Annotated in this window: 15 protein-coding genes; 8 read left to right on the plus strand and 7 right to left on the minus strand. The window is 68.2% G+C overall.

What is annotated here, in order from left to right:
- From ACWDU1_RS16275 to ACWDU1_RS16285, 3 genes are all read right to left on the minus strand, one after another.
- Window positions 1–562 (minus strand): phospholipase D-like domain-containing protein (locus ACWDU1_RS16275; protein WP_449999259.1); only part of this gene is annotated, 562 nt, incomplete at its 3' end.
- 164 nt (window positions 563–726) lie between these two features.
- Window positions 727–1,740 (minus strand): YihY/virulence factor BrkB family protein, encoded by a 1,014-nt coding sequence (locus tag ACWDU1_RS16280; RefSeq protein WP_449999261.1) that lies wholly within the window; start codon window positions 1,738–1,740, stop codon window positions 727–729.
- A gap of 70 nt (window positions 1,741–1,810) precedes the next feature.
- Window positions 1,811–2,950 (minus strand): VOC family protein, encoded by a 1,140-nt coding sequence (locus ACWDU1_RS16285; protein ID WP_449999263.1) that lies wholly within the window; start codon window positions 2,948–2,950, stop codon window positions 1,811–1,813.
- A 131-nt stretch (window positions 2,951–3,081) separates the two neighbouring features.
- Between ACWDU1_RS16285 and ACWDU1_RS16290 the strand changes: the two genes are divergently transcribed.
- Window positions 3,082–3,747 carry a TetR/AcrR family transcriptional regulator gene (locus ACWDU1_RS16290; RefSeq protein ID WP_449999265.1) on the plus strand — a complete coding sequence of 222 codons (666 nt, stop codon included), beginning with the start codon at window positions 3,082–3,084 and terminating at the stop codon, window positions 3,745–3,747.
- A 233-nt stretch (window positions 3,748–3,980) separates the two neighbouring features.
- Window positions 3,981–5,477, plus strand: coding sequence for an MFS transporter (locus tag ACWDU1_RS16295; RefSeq protein ID WP_449999267.1), 1,497 nt, complete (start codon window positions 3,981–3,983; stop codon window positions 5,475–5,477).
- Between the two features lie 104 nt (window positions 5,478–5,581).
- Here the strand turns inward: ACWDU1_RS16295 and ACWDU1_RS16300 are convergent, their stop codons facing one another.
- Window positions 5,582–6,298 carry a DUF899 domain-containing protein gene (locus ACWDU1_RS16300; RefSeq protein ID WP_449999268.1) on the minus strand — a complete coding sequence of 239 codons (717 nt, stop codon included), beginning with the start codon at window positions 6,296–6,298 and terminating at the stop codon, window positions 5,582–5,584.
- A gap of 233 nt (window positions 6,299–6,531) precedes the next feature.
- Between ACWDU1_RS16300 and eat the strand changes: the two genes are divergently transcribed.
- A complete protein-coding gene (gene eat / locus ACWDU1_RS16305; RefSeq protein ID WP_449999270.1) occupies window positions 6,532–7,956 on the plus strand; it encodes an ethanolamine permease in 1,425 nt (474 codons plus the stop codon).
- Window positions 7,957–8,004: 48 nt separating this feature from the next.
- On the opposite strand, the gene ACWDU1_RS16310 is transcribed toward eat, so the two are convergent.
- Entirely contained in the window at window positions 8,005–10,056 is a 2,052-nt protein-coding gene (locus ACWDU1_RS16310) for a trypsin-like serine peptidase (RefSeq protein ID WP_449999271.1), read from the minus strand.
- Window positions 10,053–10,859, minus strand: a complete 807-nt coding sequence (locus ACWDU1_RS16315; RefSeq protein ID WP_449999272.1) for an AfsR/SARP family transcriptional regulator — start codon at window positions 10,857–10,859, stop codon at window positions 10,053–10,055. Before ACWDU1_RS16315 ends, ACWDU1_RS16310 begins: the two co-directional genes overlap by 4 nt.
- Before the next feature lie 184 nt (window positions 10,860–11,043).
- On the opposite strand from ACWDU1_RS16315, the gene ACWDU1_RS16320 reads away from it, so the two are divergent.
- The 3 genes from ACWDU1_RS16320 to ACWDU1_RS16330 all read left to right on the plus strand — a co-directional run bounded on the left by ACWDU1_RS16320 (window position 11,044) and on the right by ACWDU1_RS16330 (window position 13,749).
- Window positions 11,044–11,244: a hypothetical protein gene (locus ACWDU1_RS16320; RefSeq protein WP_449999273.1), complete on the plus strand. Its 201-nt coding sequence runs from the start codon at window positions 11,044–11,046 to the stop codon at window positions 11,242–11,244.
- A gap of 82 nt (window positions 11,245–11,326) precedes the next feature.
- The gene (locus tag ACWDU1_RS16325) at window positions 11,327–12,502 is read left to right on the plus strand and encodes an endonuclease/exonuclease/phosphatase family protein (protein WP_449999275.1); all 1,176 of its coding nucleotides are present in this window, start codon (window positions 11,327–11,329) and stop codon (window positions 12,500–12,502) included.
- Window positions 12,503–12,516: 14 nt separating this feature from the next.
- On the plus strand, window positions 12,517–13,749 hold the full coding sequence (locus ACWDU1_RS16330; RefSeq protein ID WP_449999277.1) for a S8 family peptidase: 1,233 nt from the start codon (window positions 12,517–12,519) through the stop codon (window positions 13,747–13,749).
- Window position 13,750: 1 nt separating this feature from the next.
- On the opposite strand, the gene ACWDU1_RS16335 is transcribed toward ACWDU1_RS16330, so the two are convergent.
- On the minus strand, window positions 13,751–14,515 hold the full coding sequence (locus ACWDU1_RS16335; protein WP_449999279.1) for an IclR family transcriptional regulator: 765 nt from the start codon (window positions 14,513–14,515) through the stop codon (window positions 13,751–13,753).
- Between the two features lie 65 nt (window positions 14,516–14,580).
- On the opposite strand from ACWDU1_RS16335, the gene ACWDU1_RS16340 reads away from it, so the two are divergent.
- Window positions 14,581–15,738, plus strand: coding sequence for a cupin domain-containing protein (locus ACWDU1_RS16340; RefSeq protein ID WP_449999280.1), 1,158 nt, complete (start codon window positions 14,581–14,583; stop codon window positions 15,736–15,738).
- Window positions 15,735–16,110 (plus strand): fumarylacetoacetate hydrolase family protein (locus tag ACWDU1_RS16345; RefSeq protein WP_449999282.1); only part of this gene is annotated, 376 nt, incomplete at its 3' end. The genes ACWDU1_RS16340 and ACWDU1_RS16345, both read left to right, overlap by 4 nt.

Consider the following 16,110-nt stretch of genomic DNA (forward strand, 5'->3'; position numbering starts at 1 on the left):
CGGCCGGCCCTTCGAGCCGCACATGCGTATCGCGCCACTCGCGCTCGTTGCGGGCGTCACCGCACCATTCCTCGGCGATACCCACGCCGCCGGTGAACGCGGTGGCCTCGTCCACGACGAGAGCCTTGCGATGGCAGCGGTGGTTCTGTTTGAGCGGGGACAGGTACAGCGGTTTGCGGAACCACGCCACCTGCACGCCGGCCTGTTCCATCATCGCCAGGAGGTCTTTTTCGATGGTCCGGCTACCGAACCCGTCCAGCAGCAGCCGCACCCGGACCCCGGCAGCGGCCCGTTCGGAGAGCGCCCGCGCGAACCGGCGGGCGATATCGCCCTGCCAGTACACGAAGGTCATCATGTCGACGGTGTGCCGGGCCCCGTCGATCGCCTCCAGCATGGCCGGGAAGATCTCGTCCCCGTTGCGCAGGGCGACCAGCGCGTTGCCCTCGGTGGCGGCCACGCCTATGAGGCGTTCCAGCCGCCGGCGCATACGGTCGATGCGGGCAGCCACGGGCGCGTCCGGCGCCGACGCGGCGGTTCCGGGCAGTTCACGAGCCTCGGTCATGATAACTCCTCTGCCCTCCACACTCGAGTACACCGGCACGGGCACCATCCGGTGTCGATCCGACACTAGCCAGCCCGGCGGACCGGCGGAATCCGGCCCCTACTCACGGGTAATAACACCAGGTCCGACACCACGAATTAGACCGTTCCCCGGCTCGCCGGCGTTCAGCGCCCGGCAGCCGGAGCCACCGCATGCTCGCACGGGGCATGGACGACCGGTTCGTCGTCCGGCACCTCACGGTGCGGCAGGATCGGCTCCAGCCCGGGCGGGCAGCCCTGTTCGATCCGCCGCCCCCGGGCCAGTTCGGCATCGAATTCGGCACCCAGCAGTATCGACAGATTGGTGAGCCACAGCCAGACCAGGAAGACGATCGCGCCGGCCAGGGATCCGTACACGCGGTTGTAGGAATCGAAATGCCCGACGTAGAAGGCCAGACCGGCCGACGCGCCGATCCACAGCACCACCGCCAGGAGGCTGCCCGGGGTCAGCCACGCGAATCCGGGCTGGCGGGCATTGGGCGCGGCCCAGTACAGCAGCGCGACGGCCAGGCTCACCAGCAGCGCCAGCACCGGCCATTTGGCGATGTCCCAGATCTGCACCCCCACCGAACCGAAGCCGAGCCAGTGGCCCACCACATCGGCTGCCCGGCCGGTCAGCACGACTCCGATCGCACACACCGATACGACCACCACCAGCGCGGCCGTCAAACCGATCTGCATCGGTACCGTTTTCCAGATCGGCCTGCCCTCGGTGGTCCGGTAGACGACATTGGAGGCGCGGACGAAGGCGCCGATATAGCCGGAGGCGGACCACAGCGCCGCGGCCACACCGGCGAGGGCCAGCGGTCCCGCCACTGCCCGGTTGCCCTGCAGTTCCCCGATCGCGTTCACCATGAGTTCGCTGCCGTCGTTCGGCCCGAACTGCTGGATCGTATCGATCAGTGATTGCGCGGCGGACGGCCCCGCCAATCCCAGCAGCGCCGTGGCCACGAGCAACCCGGGAAAGAGCGAGATCGCGCTGTAGTAGGTCAGTGCCGCCGCCCAGTCGAACAGGTTGTCCTTGTAACAACCGACGACACTGCGCCGCAACACTCCCGGCCACGACCGCCACCGCAGCGCCAGTGGCCCCGCCGACCAGTCGGGCGCCGGGTGTCCGCGCCGGACCACGCTCTGCGACATACGAACCGACCTCCTGCTCGGCGCTCGGATACCCGGCCGCTCCCGGATCAAACGATCCGCACGCCGGAGCTCACGAGCCGGGCACCTTCAGCATCCCGCGCAAGCGCTGGAAATCGAATTCGTTGTCCGCCCGCAACGCGCCGACGACTTCGCGAACGGTGCGCAGCAATTCGGGTCCGGGCTGGATACCGAGGAAGTTCTTGGTGGCGGGCGGGCCCCACTGCGCCAGTCCCGAGGCGCTCATCGGGGCCCAGCCGGGATCGAGAGTGTGGTCGAACATATCGCCGTCACTGAAGTGTTCGACCATGAGACCGTCGGGATCGCGCCAGTAGTCGAAGAGCTGGCTGCCTTGGATATGGCGGCCGATACCCCACGACCGGCGGTAACCCTGCTCGCGCAGATGCTCGCCCCCGGCGGCGAGCGCGTCCAGGTCCGCGACCTGATACGCCGAATGCACGTATCGGTTCGACGGGCCCAGCATCAGCGCGAGTGTGTGATGGTCGGTCGGAACCGACCCGCGATCACAGCGGATGAACCCCATGACCGGCCCCCGGTGCCGCTGCCCCGGGTAGTACAGGAAATCGCTGACGATCAACCCGAGCTTCTCGAGGTACCAGTCGAGAGTCTCTCGCCACTTGGTCGTTTCGATCACCACGTGTCCGAGCCGCTGCACTCGGGCCGGCTCCCGCGGTGGCCGCTGCGCTGCGTTGATCCGCGGGGCATCGCGTCCGAAGTTGAGCCCGAGCGGCTGCTGCGGCGGAAGCGCCGGCAGGACATGGGTGTCGGAGACCACGCCGACCCGCAGGTTGCTCGGATCACGAAGTTCGACTGTCGCCCCGCCCAGCGAATCCGGCAGCGGTGCCACGCGAACACCCGCGTACTCGGCCAGACGAAGTAGATCGGCGGAGTCCGCGGCACGAAAAGCGGGGCCGAGGAACCGGGACCGGTCGCCGCGCCGGACGAGCACGCACGGAGACTCCGGATCGGTTCCCCGTAGATGTAACTCCTCGGCGGTGCGCAGGGCGGTGGTGAAGCCGAAGGCATGGGCGAACGTCTCCGCGCCGTCGAGATCGGGCTTCTCGAACTCGAGCCAGGCGAGACCGCGCACTTTGATTATCGGATCGGCCGCCCGGCCGGGATGTTCGCCCGCCGCCGCGCCGCGCTCGGAATGCAGACCGGTATGCGAACCATGACGATGAGGACCGTCCATCGGCCCCTCCCCTCAAAAGACTGACGATATCGTCACTTATGAATCATGTTGCAGTCAAGCGCTTCTGAAGCTTTCGTCAATCTCGACGGTGCCGCTGCGCTAGCATGCTGACGTGTCGGGGAGGTGAACAGATGACCACGGGGGCCGACCCGGAACCCAGCCGCCTGCAACGGCGTAAGGCGCGCACGCGCGCCGCGCTCGTCGGGGCCGCGCAAGCGATGCTGGCCGAGGGAAACCGCACCGCGCCGATTCTCGAGATCACGCGGGCGGCCGATGTGGGTATGGGATCGTTCTACAACCACTTCGAGAGCCGCGAGCAACTGTTCCGGGCCGCCGTCGAAGAAGCCCTGGACCGCTTCGGCGCGATTCTCGACCGGCTCTGCGCGGATATCGGCGATCCGGCCCAGGTCTTCGCGCAGAGCTTCCGCCTCACCGGCCGTCTGCACCGATTGAACCCGACTCTCAGCAAGGCACTGATCAACAACGGGTTCGATCTCCTGGACTCCGATATCGGGCTCGCGCCGCGAGTCCGCCGCGATATCGAGGACGCCGCCGCGGCCGGACGATTCGACGTCCGGGATCCCGAACTGGCCATGCGGGTCGTCGCGGGTGCCGCACTGTCCCTCGGCCGGCTGCTCCACGATCATCCGGAACGCGACGACGCCACGGACGCCGACCGGGTGACCGAAGACCTGCTGCGGATGTTCGGCCTGTCGCCCGCAGAGGCCCGGGAAATCTGCCGGCGCCCATTGCCCGCACTCGACGGCCCCGCGGACACCACGGGGCCGGCCCGGTAGCACCGCGGGCCACGTGGCTACGTAAGCGAATCGTACGTGCCCGGATTCGGAGTGTGTGCTACCCGGGCAACCCGCTGATCAGCGCGGATTTCTGTGCCTCGATATGACTATCGGGCATATCCGTCTCCCGATGGATGGGAACGCCGAGCCGGTGACGGACCCGGAGAAAGTGTGATGTCGGTTACGCGTTCCGGCCGATCGCCGAATGCGGGAACCACCCGAAAGGACCCCCGATGGTCGCTCCCACCCCCACCTCCGACGCCCCACAGCGTTGGACACCCCGGCTGATCTTCTCGCTCGCCTCGATCGTGCTACTGCTCGAGATGCTCGCGGTGAGCTACATGATGATCTCGACGGCGCTCCCGTCGATCGCCGCGCATTACCGGACCACCCAGGGCGCCTGGTTGCTCACCTCGTTCCTGCTGGTCGGCGCCGTCACCGCGCCACTGATCGGCAAGCTCGCGGATATGTACGGCAAACGTAAGGCCCTGCTCGGCTGTGTCGCCGTGGCCGCGGCGGGATCGCTGGTCTCCGCGCTCGCGGGCAGCTACGCGGTACTCATCGCCGGCCGCGCCCTGACAGGCCTGCTGGTCCCGTGCCTGTTCCTGAGCTACTCGTTGATCCGGGATGTGTTCCCGGCGCGAACGATCGCGCTGGCGGTCAGCATCGCGACCAGCGGTATGGGCCTGATCGCCATCCCCGCGCCGTTCCTCACCGGCTGGCTGATCGACAATCACGGGTTTCGCAGCATCTTCTGGTTCTTCGTGATCGGCCTCGTGATCCTGGGGGCCCTGATCCTGCTGACCACCGCCGAATCACCGGTGCGGCTGCGTTCCCGGATCGACCTGCCCGGCGCGATACTGCTCGGCGGCGGTATCGCCGGTGTGCTGATCGCCGTGAGTTTCGGCCCGACCTGGGGCTGGCGCGACGAATCGACCCTGGCGTACCTGGTCGGCGGCGTGGTGCTGCTGCTGGCCTGGGCGGTATCCGCGCGGATGGTCCGGGAACCACTGATCGACCTCGCGGTCCTCGGCCACCGGCCCGTCCTGCTGACCACCATCGGCGCCGGCCTGTGCTACGGGGCGAGCGGGCTGTTCACCATCCTGCTGCCGATGCTCGCCATGACTCCGGCGGTGCTCGGGCTCGGTTACGGGTTCGGCGTCAGCGCGGAGGGTTTCGCGATCTTCCAGGCGCCGATCGGGCTGATGGTGGTGGCCGGCGGCGTGCTCGTCGGGCTGCTCGTCGGCCGCGATACCCGGCCCCGCCCGCTGCTGGCCACCGGCATGCTGCTGATGGCCGCGGGGTTCGCCCTGACCGCTGTCGTCCACGACAGCAAAGCACTGCTCATCGTCTTCGCCGGAATCTTCGGTACCGGGATGGGCATGGCGTACGCGGCGGTGCCGAACCTGTTGATCGAAGCCGTCCCACCGCAACTGCAGGCCGGCACCGCGAGCATCGTCGGGGTCTCGCAGAGCGTGTTCCCGGCGGTCCTGCCGGTTATCGCGTTCACGGTGCTGAACAACTCCTATATCGCGCCGATCCCGCCGGAGATGACCCAGGGCGCGGTGTTCTACCTGGATCGCGGTTTCACCATCGCGTTCCTGATCGGCGCCGCGACGGCACTGCTCGGCGCACTGGTCGCCGTAGGGCTGCCGCGCCGGATCGTGCGGCTGTCCGCGCCGGACGAGGCGGCCGGCAGCGGCGACAACGGCCTGGTGTTCGCGCACTGATCCGGTAGCGGCGGGCCGGTCGCGTACGGTACGCGACCGGCCCGGCCGTCACCGGCCGCAGGCACCCGCGCGGAATCCCGGCATCTCATCCGCGCCCCATGCGATCACCGGCGATCGGACGACCGCACGGCGTCCGGTCCGTACAGCCGCGCGACATCCGGCGAGTCGAGCCATTTCGAGTAGGCGGGCGATTTCGGCCAGCCGTCCGGCGAATCCTGCCAGTCCTCCTGGCGCCCCCACGGCAGGGTATCGACCAGCGCGAAGGTGTAGCTGAGCTGTTCGGTGCCGCGGCCACTGGTATGCCAGGTGCGGTAGACCGTATCGCCGTCGCGGAGAAAGACGTTCACCGCGAAACCACCGCCGGGCGGCGCGTCCACATCGGCGCCGAACGAACTCTCCGACGACGAGAACCAGTCCATCGTGTTGCCTACCTTCGCCCGGTAGGCGAGCGCTTCGCCGATGGGCCCGTTGGTGACGATGACGAAGCGGGCATCGTAGTTGTCGAGCCAGCCGAGCCGGACGTACTGCGACGTGAGCCCGGTACACCCGCCGCACTGCCACTCGGCGCCGTCGGACCACATGTGGTTGTAGACGATCAGCTGGGAGCGCCCGTCGAAGATATCCACCAGCCGGACCGGACCGTCCGGGCCGGTCAGGGTGTAGTCCGGGAGTTCGACCATCGGCAGCCTGCGGCGTTGCGCGGCGATGGCGTCGAGTTCGCGGGTGGCGGCCTTCTCTCGGATACGCAGGTCGTCGAGCGCGGCCTGCCAGGTCTGCCGATCGACGACCGGCGGCAGGGCGGCGGCGCTTTGCTCGGTCATTGGTTCCTCCGTCGGTATTCGGATGAATCTCTGCTCTGATATTCCGACCGGCGCCGGCGCCGGAATTAATCGCCATCCGGGAAATCCTGCCGGGCGACGCGCCGTGTACGAGCCGAAACACGCGCGCAAGGGTGGCGAAATATCTCATCATTACTCTCACGCTGTCCAGATGTCCGGTATCGGCCCGGCGGAGATGACAGCCGGACGAGCAGGATCGTTGCGGGGAGTATCGAATGAGCGTCACCGAATCCGGCGAGTCCGGCCCCGGAATCGACCGGGAATACCTCGGCAAGCGGACACTGCGCACCGGGACGGCGGGCTGGGTGCTGCTGGCCGCACTCGGCGTCGGCTATGTGATCAGCGGTGACTATTCCGGATGGAACTTCGGCCTGGCGGAAGGCGGATTCGGCGGCCTGGCCGTCGCCACCGTCGTGATCGCGGCCATGTACGGCGCGATGGTGCTGAGTATGGCCGAGATGTCGGCCGCCCTGCCGACAGCCGGTGGCGGCTACACCTTCGCGCGCCGGGCCCTGGGTCCGTGGGGCGGGTTCGCGACGGGAACCGCGGTGCTGATCGAATACTCGATCGCGCCGGCCGCGATCGCCACATTCATCGGCGCCTACGTCGAATCCCTCGGACTGTTCGGCATCGTCGACGGATGGTGGGTCTATCTGGCGGTCTACGCACTGTTCGTCGGCATACATCTGGCAGGCGTCGGTGAGGCACTCAAGGCGATGTTCGTCATCACGGCCATCGCGCTCATCGGTCTCGTGATCTTCGCGTTCGCGAGCCTCGGCAGCTTCTCCTGGTCGAATCTGACCGATATCGCCCCCGATCCGGATGCCGCGGGCGCGAGCGAGTTCCTGCCGTTCGGCTACCTCGGCATCTGGTCGGCGCTGCCCTTCGCCATCTGGTTCTTCCTCGCCGTCGAAGGAGTCCCGCTCGCCGCCGAGGAGGCACGCGACCCCGCGCGCAATGTGCCGCGAGGCATCATCGCGGCGATGACCGTGCTCCTCGGAACGGGCGCGGTGGTGCTGGTGCTGGTCCCGGGCGCCGGCGGCGCCGCGGCGATGCAGGCATCCGGCAACCCCCTCGTCGAAGCACTCGGCTCGGGAACCGCGGCGACGGTCGTCAACTACATCGGCCTCGCCGGCCTCGTCGCCAGCTTCTTCTCCATCATCTTCGCCTATTCACGGCAGCTGTTCGCACTGTCGCGGGCGGGCTATCTGCCCCGTGGGCTCTCGATCACCAACGCGCGCAGGGTCCCCGCGCTCGCGTTGATCGTGCCCGGAGTCATCGGCTTCGTACTGTCGATCTTCGGCAACGGCGCGACCCTGCTCAATATGGCCGTGTTCGGCGCCGCGCTGAGTTACGTGCTCATGATGGTCAGCCATATCGTGCTGCGGATCCGGGAACCGGCTATGGCGCGGCCCTACCGGACGCCCGGCGGCGTGGCGACCGCGGGTTTCGCCCTGGTGATCGCCGTCCTGTCGGTAATCGCGACCTTCCTCGTGGATTCCACGGCAGCCTTCGGATGCCTGGTCGTATTCGCGCTGTTCCTACTGTATTTTGCCTGCTACAGCCGGACCCGTCTGGTCGCCGGCTCCCCCGACGAGGAGTTCGCCGCCCTCGCCGCCGCCGAAGACGAACTCCGCTGACCGCAACCCGCCGACCGGCGGCCCGGACCGAACCCGCTCCCGGCGGTATCAGCCGGCCGCGGTACCGCCGTGGACGGCCTGCGCCACCGCGGGGTGCGCGAGGTATTCGGCGATGCTGTGGGCCCGCTCCCCGGGATTGTCCACCGGGACCTCCCGAAGCTGCCCCTTCCAGGTGTGCCGCAATGGGCAGCCGATGGTGATCGCGTCCACCGCCGCCCACGCGTTGAGCCAGTCGCCTACCCGCTCCGGCCGATTCGGACCGCGGACCAGAAGTCTGCTGTGTACCGCGTCCAGCCCGAGCGGGCTGCCCGCGGTGACGAGAACGGCGACCTCGAGCCGGGACGGGAGCACGGTGAGCAGATCCATGGCGACCGCGGTGCCCAGGCTGTGGCTCACCAGAGTGAGCTGTCCCGAGTCCGGGACGGTTTCGAGTACACAGTCGAGGACAGCGTGCCGGATCTGCTCGTCGGAAAGATACGCGGCGACGTCGCGAAAGACCTGCGCGATGATGAGGTCGTCCAGATCGCTGCGCGCGGCGAGCCAGCCGAGCTGTCGCTGAAGTTTGCCCACGACGATACTGCCCAGTGCGCCCAGGCCCTCGGCCTCGATGGGGTGCGCCGATCGGTCGTCCTCGGGAAGACCGGCTTCGGTGGCGGCGTCTCGCAGGATCTCCTCGTAGACCGCACGGGCCGGTGGTGCGGCCGGCGCCATCGCCTCGGCATGGTCGACGACGGCCTCGGGCCCCGGAGCGGCTGTCTCGGGAAATTGCAGTAGCGATGCCAACCGGTCGCCGTAATAGGGGAAGTACACGTCGGCCGGGTCCAGCGATCCGAATCCGGCGAGGGTGAGCCCCTTGTTCAGACCGGCGGTCCATTCCCGGCGCAACAATTCCGGGTCGCGGCCGTGCTGACTGCGACCGTGCAGGAACAGCAGGTGGCGTGTGCCGCCGAAGGCATCCGGGCGAGCCGGGTGACCGCGGCGATGCACCGTCGGCGCCGCGATCGGGGCCGCGGGCACGGCGCGTTCGGTGGCGGGCACCGGAATCGGGCCGGGGGGCTCGGCGACGAGTCCGGACTCGGGTCCGAGTTCGGTGAAGAACTCCCGGTGGCGGGCGGTGCGCTCGAGCCCGGCCAGATGGCCGAGAATCCGACTGATCCGTACGCCCTCGTTCGCCGTCCAGCCGATCGCGTCGTCACCGTCGTCCCGGCTCCAGAGTGTCCCGTCGCGACGCAGGATCCGCCCCTGCTCATCGGTGCTCGGCACGCCGGAATGGTGCAGCGCGACGACTTCCCACTGATCGTTGAAGACCGGCGATCCGGAATTTCCCGGTTCGGTATCCGTCGAGTAGTGCAGGAAGTTGTCCAACTGCAGATCGAGGCGGTTCTTGCGGATCCCGATCTCCTTGAGCCGGCCCATCGGATGGCCGACGATGTTCATGGCCTCACCGATGACGATCTTCCCCTGATCGGCGACCAGGCGGTTCCACCAGCCGGTGATATCCGCGGGCGTCCGGCCGTCGGGGCCCGGCCGGACCGGTACGAGAGTGAAATCGAGATGCTCGTCGGTGACGAAGAAATCGGGGTCGAGACGGAACCGCATCGGTAGGCACGGCTCGTTGTCGATCGTGGTCTCGGCACCGAATTCGACGAAGGCCTGTGCCGCGGTGTCCTGGTCGGGAAGTACATGGTTGTTGGTCAGCAGCAGCCGCGGCGATACCAGGAATCCGGTGCCCACGGGGATGTCACGGCCGTTGCGAACCAGTGATATCCGGGCGACCGACGCCGCCGTTCGCGCCCCGCGTGCCAGGAAGTTCGCCGGTTGCAGCTCGTTACTCGCACCGATGATCCGCTCCAGCGTGGTGAGCCGGTCGGCGGACGCGGTCCGGCCGGCCTCGACCATGGCCTCGACCGGCATCTCACCGTGGACAGCGAGGCGCTGCGCGCGGGCGCTGATCTGCTCGGGCGAATCGACGACCGGGCTGTCCTTCCGGCTCCGGCGCTGTTCGACGTCCTCGCGTCTGGTCTCGGTGGCCGCGTAACGTTTCGCGGCGGCCCGGATCTGCTCGAGCCATGCCGCCTGGACAAGTCCGCGATAGTTCATAATCCACCCACCTGACCGAGTTGTTCGCCGATCGCACCCGCTGCCACCGCATGGCCGTCCGCGTTCTCCGATACCGGCTCTCGCGCGAGCAGGCCGGTCAGCCGCCGGGTCGGCGGTACACCGAGTTCGCGCAGGATCAAACGGCGGAAGGCCAGGTATGCGTGCCGGGCCTCCCCGATATTGCCCTCGGACAGGTGGGCCTCGATCAGCGCCTGCTGAGCGCTTTCCCGAATCGGGTCGGCTTCCACGGCGAGCAACGCCGCCTCCACGCCTTCGGCATACCGGCCCCGGGCGCAGAGCAGCCTGCTCAGATTCTCGAGTGCGTGCAGTACCCGGTGCCGTAGCCGCTCTCGTTCGAAGATCGCCCAATCGTCGTACCATCCCGGCAGCAAATCCAGGGCCGCGTCGACCGATGGGTCCAATACCAGGTCGGCTGCCGCGTGCGACCCGCGGATCACCCGGTGCGCCCACGCGCTCACCTCGTCCACATCGACCCGGACATCCGCGCGCAGCATGAGCGATACCTGGTCGGAGGCCACCAGTTCCAGGCCCGCCGCACGCAACCGCCACAGCACCGAACGCAGATTTCCGCAGGCCCGCCGATCGAGGACACCGGGCCAGAGCAGACCGGCCGCGCAGCAGCGTTCCAGCCGGCCGTGCCGTAATGCCAGCAGAGCCAGCAGCCGCTTACTTCCCTCGGCGACCTCATGACGCTGCGCGCCGACCGTGACATACGGTCCGCCGAACAAATGCAGATACGAAGCGACGCTTTCCGGGTCGCGTCGCCGACTCGGAGTGTCCATGACCTCAGCTCACTGCCTGCCTGTGATAGCCGACAAGCATAATTCTCGAGCGTCACCGGGCCGTCACAACCGCCACGACTGCCGATACCGATTCGACCACCCTTCTCCGGTCGCCCGCGCGGAGGCCGGGCCTACCGGCCCGATCGCGACGCACGGGTGACGCCGGGTGCGCGACGCTGGGCCGATGAGGTCGAATCTCGCTCCCCACGGCCTGTGCGTGATCCGGCTCGAAGCACAGTCGTCGCACACACTCATCGCGGTCGTCACCGACTACGGCGGGGTCTCCGGTCCGGAACACCGCAGGAACTTCCTCGACGACGCGGACGGGGCCACCGAAGTGGTTCGCGACTATCTGCTCGGCTTCCTGACCGGGGGAGACGGATGACCCGACCCCGCATACCGCACCCGCCGCGGCGCCCGCGCCGCCATATCGGCCGATCGACCACCGACCCGGAAGGAGCAGTGGGATGCCCACCGATCATCTGCGAATCGCCGCCTACAACGTCGAGAATCTGTTCTCCCGGCCACGGGCCATGAGTGCCCCCGAAACGGTCTCCACCGAGATCCTGGACGCCCATGCCCGGGTGAACACGCTGTTCGAGCACGAGACCTACAGCGCGGCCGACAAGACCGAGATCCTGGACCTGCTGAAGCGGCTGCGCCTGCTGCTCGACGATGGAGATCCGGAGCGGAAGAACACTTTCGCCGTGCTGCGCAAGATCCGTGGTCAGTTGCTGAAGCGACCGCCCGGCGGCGAAGAGGCCGTTGTCGTGGTCGCGGAGGGCCGTGCGGACTGGGTGGGCTGGGTGGACCTGATCAAAGACCGCATCGACGCACTCGCCATCACCCACACCGCCCGGGTCATTCGTGAGGTGGACGCGGATATCGTGGGCGTCGTCGAGGCCGAGGACCGGATCGCGCTACGCCGCTTCGGCGACACCCTGATCCCCGACGGTGACGCGCCCCGCTATCCGAGAGTGATGCTGATCGACGGCAACGACAGCCGGGGTATCGACGTCGGAATCCTCGCCACCGACCGGTACCCGATCCGTGCCATCCGCTCGCATGTGGACGACGGGCCGTTCGGTAACCGCGTCTTCAGCCGCGACTGCCCCGAATACCACTTCACCTTTCCCGACGACAGCGGCCTGCCCGGCCGGCCCCTGCTCGTGCTGGTGAATCACCTGAAAAGCAAATTCGGCTCGAATCAGGCGACCAGCGATAAACGCCGGCGCAGACAAGCCGAAGAGGTCGCCCGGATCTATCGGGAACGGCGGACCGAGGGTTTCGAGCACATCGTGGTCATGGGAGATCTGAACGACACCCCCGGCAGCGCTCCCCTGAAGCCGCTGCTCGACGATACCGACCTCACCGATTTCGCCGAGGCGCCGGACTTCGACGACGGTGATCCCGACGAGGACCGGCCCGGAACGTTCGGCAACGGAACGCAGAACAACAAGATCGACTATCTGTTGCTCTCACCGGATCTGTTCGACCGCACCACGGCGGCGGGCATCTTCCGGAAGGGCGTCTGGGGCGGCACCCACGGCACCCTGTTCCCCCATTTCGACACCATGACCGGCAAGGTGCACGCGGCCTCCGATCATGCCGCGATCTTCGCCGATATCGATATCGGCCGATAGAGCAGGAGAGGAAAATGACCGCCGTAGTCCCCGAGACGACCCTGGATCAGAAGATGATCATCCTGCGCGCCCCGGCGCTGGGCGCGACCCGCGACCCGAACGACGGTCCGGGCGCCGTGGCCACCGAGTCGATGGCCGAACCGGCCGCGGATATGACAGTGGAGATCGATGAACACGTCGGCCGGCGCACCCTGCGCGCGATCGTCAACGACCCGACGGTACTGAGTTTCGCCCCCGCTCTCCCGATGAAACTCGTGGAACCCCTGGCCGCCTCACCCGGACTCGAACCCGAAGCGGGCCCGGCGACATGGGGAGTGACCGCCGTCGGGGCGCCCACCTCGCCCTTCACCGGGGCGGGGGTCACCGTGGCGGTGCTCGACACCGGGATCGACGCCGCGCATTCCTGTTTCGCGGGTGTGGACCTTCTCCAGAAGGACTTCACCGGCGGCGACAGCGCGAAGGACACCAACGGCCACGGCACCCATTGCGCCGGCACGATATTCGGACGCGATGTGGGCGGCCTCCGTATCGGAGTCGCTCCCGGTGTCACGAAGGCCCTGATCGGAAAGGTTCTCGGCGGACCCGCCGGCGGTGGTAGCGACACCCTGAGCCAGGCGATCCTGTGGGCGGCGGACAATGGGGCGACGGTCATCTCGATGTCGCTGGGCATCGACTTTCCGGGATGGGTACGCGAACTCGTGGACGAAGCGGGGTTCGACATCGCGGTCGCCACGTCTATCGCGCTCGAACAGTATCGAGCCAATATCCGGCTGTTCGAACATCTCTCCACCATGCTCGACGCCCGGGCCGCCGTCTCACAGGCCGTACTGGTGGTCGCGGCCACCGGGAACGAGAGCGGCAGGGACCGGACTCCGCCCTTCGAGATCAACGTCTCACCGCCGGCCGCTTCGGCGGGGGTCATCGCCGTCGGCGCGCTCGGCCCGGACGGCCCCGGTCTCACGATCGCACCTTTCTCCAACACCCGGGCGACGGTCGCCGCTCCCGGAGTCGATATCGTCAGCGCGAAGCCCGGCGGGGGCACCCGGGCACTGAGCGGAACGAGTATGGCCACGCCGCATGTCGCGGGCGTCACCGCGCTGTGGGCGGAGAAACTCGCGCGGCAGGGGCCGCTCAATCCGGTTCTGCTCCAGTCGAAATTGATCGGTGGAGCCACCTTCGACGGACTCACCGCGGACGCCGATCCGCTGGACGTGGGTTCCGGTATGGTCCGCGCCCCGCAGACGTAGTTCACCCTGTTTCGATCGCGTCCGCGGCGCGGTGGAGGGTGGCCACGAGGGTAGGAAGCCGGGTGGGTTCGTAGCGGACCGAGGGCATCGAGACCGACAGACCCGCCAGCGCCGTTCCGTCCGCATCCCGGACGGGGACTCCGACCGCCACCACCCCGCGCTCGGACAACCCGTCGTTCAGCGCGAACCCCGCCGAGCGGACACGGGTGAGCAGGTTCCGCAGGCGCGGGAGGTCCGGGCGCTCGTCGGGGCGTCCGGTGTACCGGGACTCGTCGTAGAGTTCGTCCAGTTCGGCCGGGTCGAGGTCGGCGAGCAACACCAGGCCCGCCGTGGTGCGGTGGGCCGGGAACACCATCCCCTCCCGGGACCCGACCCGCAGCGCCTGGCGGCATTCGACGCTGGCGATGAACCGGGTGGTATCGCCGGTGCGGATGGTCAGATTCGCCGACTCCCCCACCAGGTCGACCACCCGTTGCAGATGCGGCAGCGCGGCCGCCCGCAGGCGTGAGGTACGCGACTGCGAATGCGCGGCCAGCTCGAGCACCGGGCCCGGGTGGTACACGCGCTGTTCGTCCTGCACCGCGAAATCCCGGTACACGAGGGTCTGCAGCAGCCGGTGTGCGGTGGAGCGCGCCACCCCGAGCCGTTCGGCGACCTGGCTGACCGTGAGCCCGCCCTCGAGCTGCAGCATCACCGCCGCCCGCAGCGCGTGATCCGCGCTGGTCACGACATATGCCGGGGGGTTCTTCGGGGACGTGCTACCCATTGCCGCCTGTTCTGCTCTCCAGAATTTGATGTTCTGCTGAATCGACAACCGCCACTGTAGGCCATATGAGCACGACTGACCCCCCCGTCCGCCTGCGGGCGGTCGCGGCGCCGGACCAGCCGGATGTCACCCCCGCCCTCGAGGACCTCTACCGGGGTTTCGAGCAGGAGCTGCTGGTTCCGCTGTGGACCGAGATCGGTGATCTGATGCCGGCCCATCCGCGCTCGCGGGCGGTACCGCACCTGTGGCGGTGGGAGAATCTGCTGCGGCTGGCGGCGCGGGCGGGCGATATCGTGCCGGTCGGGCGCGGCGGGGAACGACGCGCCATCGCGCTCGTGAATCCGGCGCTGGGCGGACGGCCGTTCGCCACCCCGACCCTGTGGGCGGCGATCCAGTATCTGATGCCGGGCGAGGACGCGCCCGAGCACCGGCACACCCAGCACGCCTTCCGATTCGTGGTGCAGGGTTCGGGAGTATGGACCGTCGTCGGCGGCACCGGCGATACCGCGACCGGGGACGCGGTGCCCATGCGCCGCGGTGACTTCCTGCCGCAGGCCGGCTGGAACTGGCACGCCCACCACAACGCGACCTCGGAACCGATGGCCTGGATCGACGGGCTGGACATCCCGTTCCAGTACACGATGGAATCGCAGTTCTTCCAGTTCGGACGTACCGAGATCGATGCGGCCGAACGCATCACGCCGGAACGGTCCCGGTCGGAACGGCTGTGGGGCCATCCGGGGCTGCGACCGCTGTCGGTGGCCGAGGTGGCGCCCGGTTCGCCGCTGCTCGCCTACAAATGGGAGCACACCGATGCGGCGCTGCGGGATCAGCTGCTGCTGGAACGGGAGGGTTACGGCGGCACCGTGGAACCCGGGCACGCGGCCGTGCGGTTCTCGAATCCGCACGACGGCACCGATGTACTTCCGACCATCCGCGCGGAGTTCCACCGGATAGCCCGCGGCGCCGAAACCGCGCCGGTACGCGAGACCGGGTCCTCGGTATTCCAGGTGTTCGACGGGTCCGGCACGGTCACCGTCGGTGACACATCCTGGTCGGTCACCCGGGGCGACCTGTTCGTGGTTCCGTCCTGGCAGGCGTTCTCCGCCGTATCGGAAGCCGGTACCACCGATTCCGATTCCGGCGCCCTCGACCTCTTCCGTTTCTCGGACGCGCCCGTTTTCGAGGCGCTCCGGCTCGACCGTCAGGAGACTCTCCGATGAAACTCGCCACCCTGCGTATCGACGGCGGCACCCGCGCGGTGCGCCTCGACGGCGACACCCTGGTGGACCTCGGCTACGCGGACCTCGGCGCCTTGTTCGCGCAGGACAACTGGGCCGCGATCGCCGCCGCCGCCACGGGACGGACCTGGCCGGCCTCCGATGCGGATTTCGCGCCGGTGGTGCCGAATCCGTCGAAGGTGATCTGTGTCGGGCACAACTACACCAACCACATCAAGGAAATGGGGCGCGAGCTCCCCGCCTATCCGACGCTCTTCCCCAAATTCGCCGACAGCCTCATCGGGGCCGCCGACCCGATCGTCAAACCGGCCGAGACCGACGCTCTGGACTGGGAGGTCGAGCTGGCGGTGGTGG

Source organism: Nocardia sp. NPDC003345 (assembly GCF_053589395.1).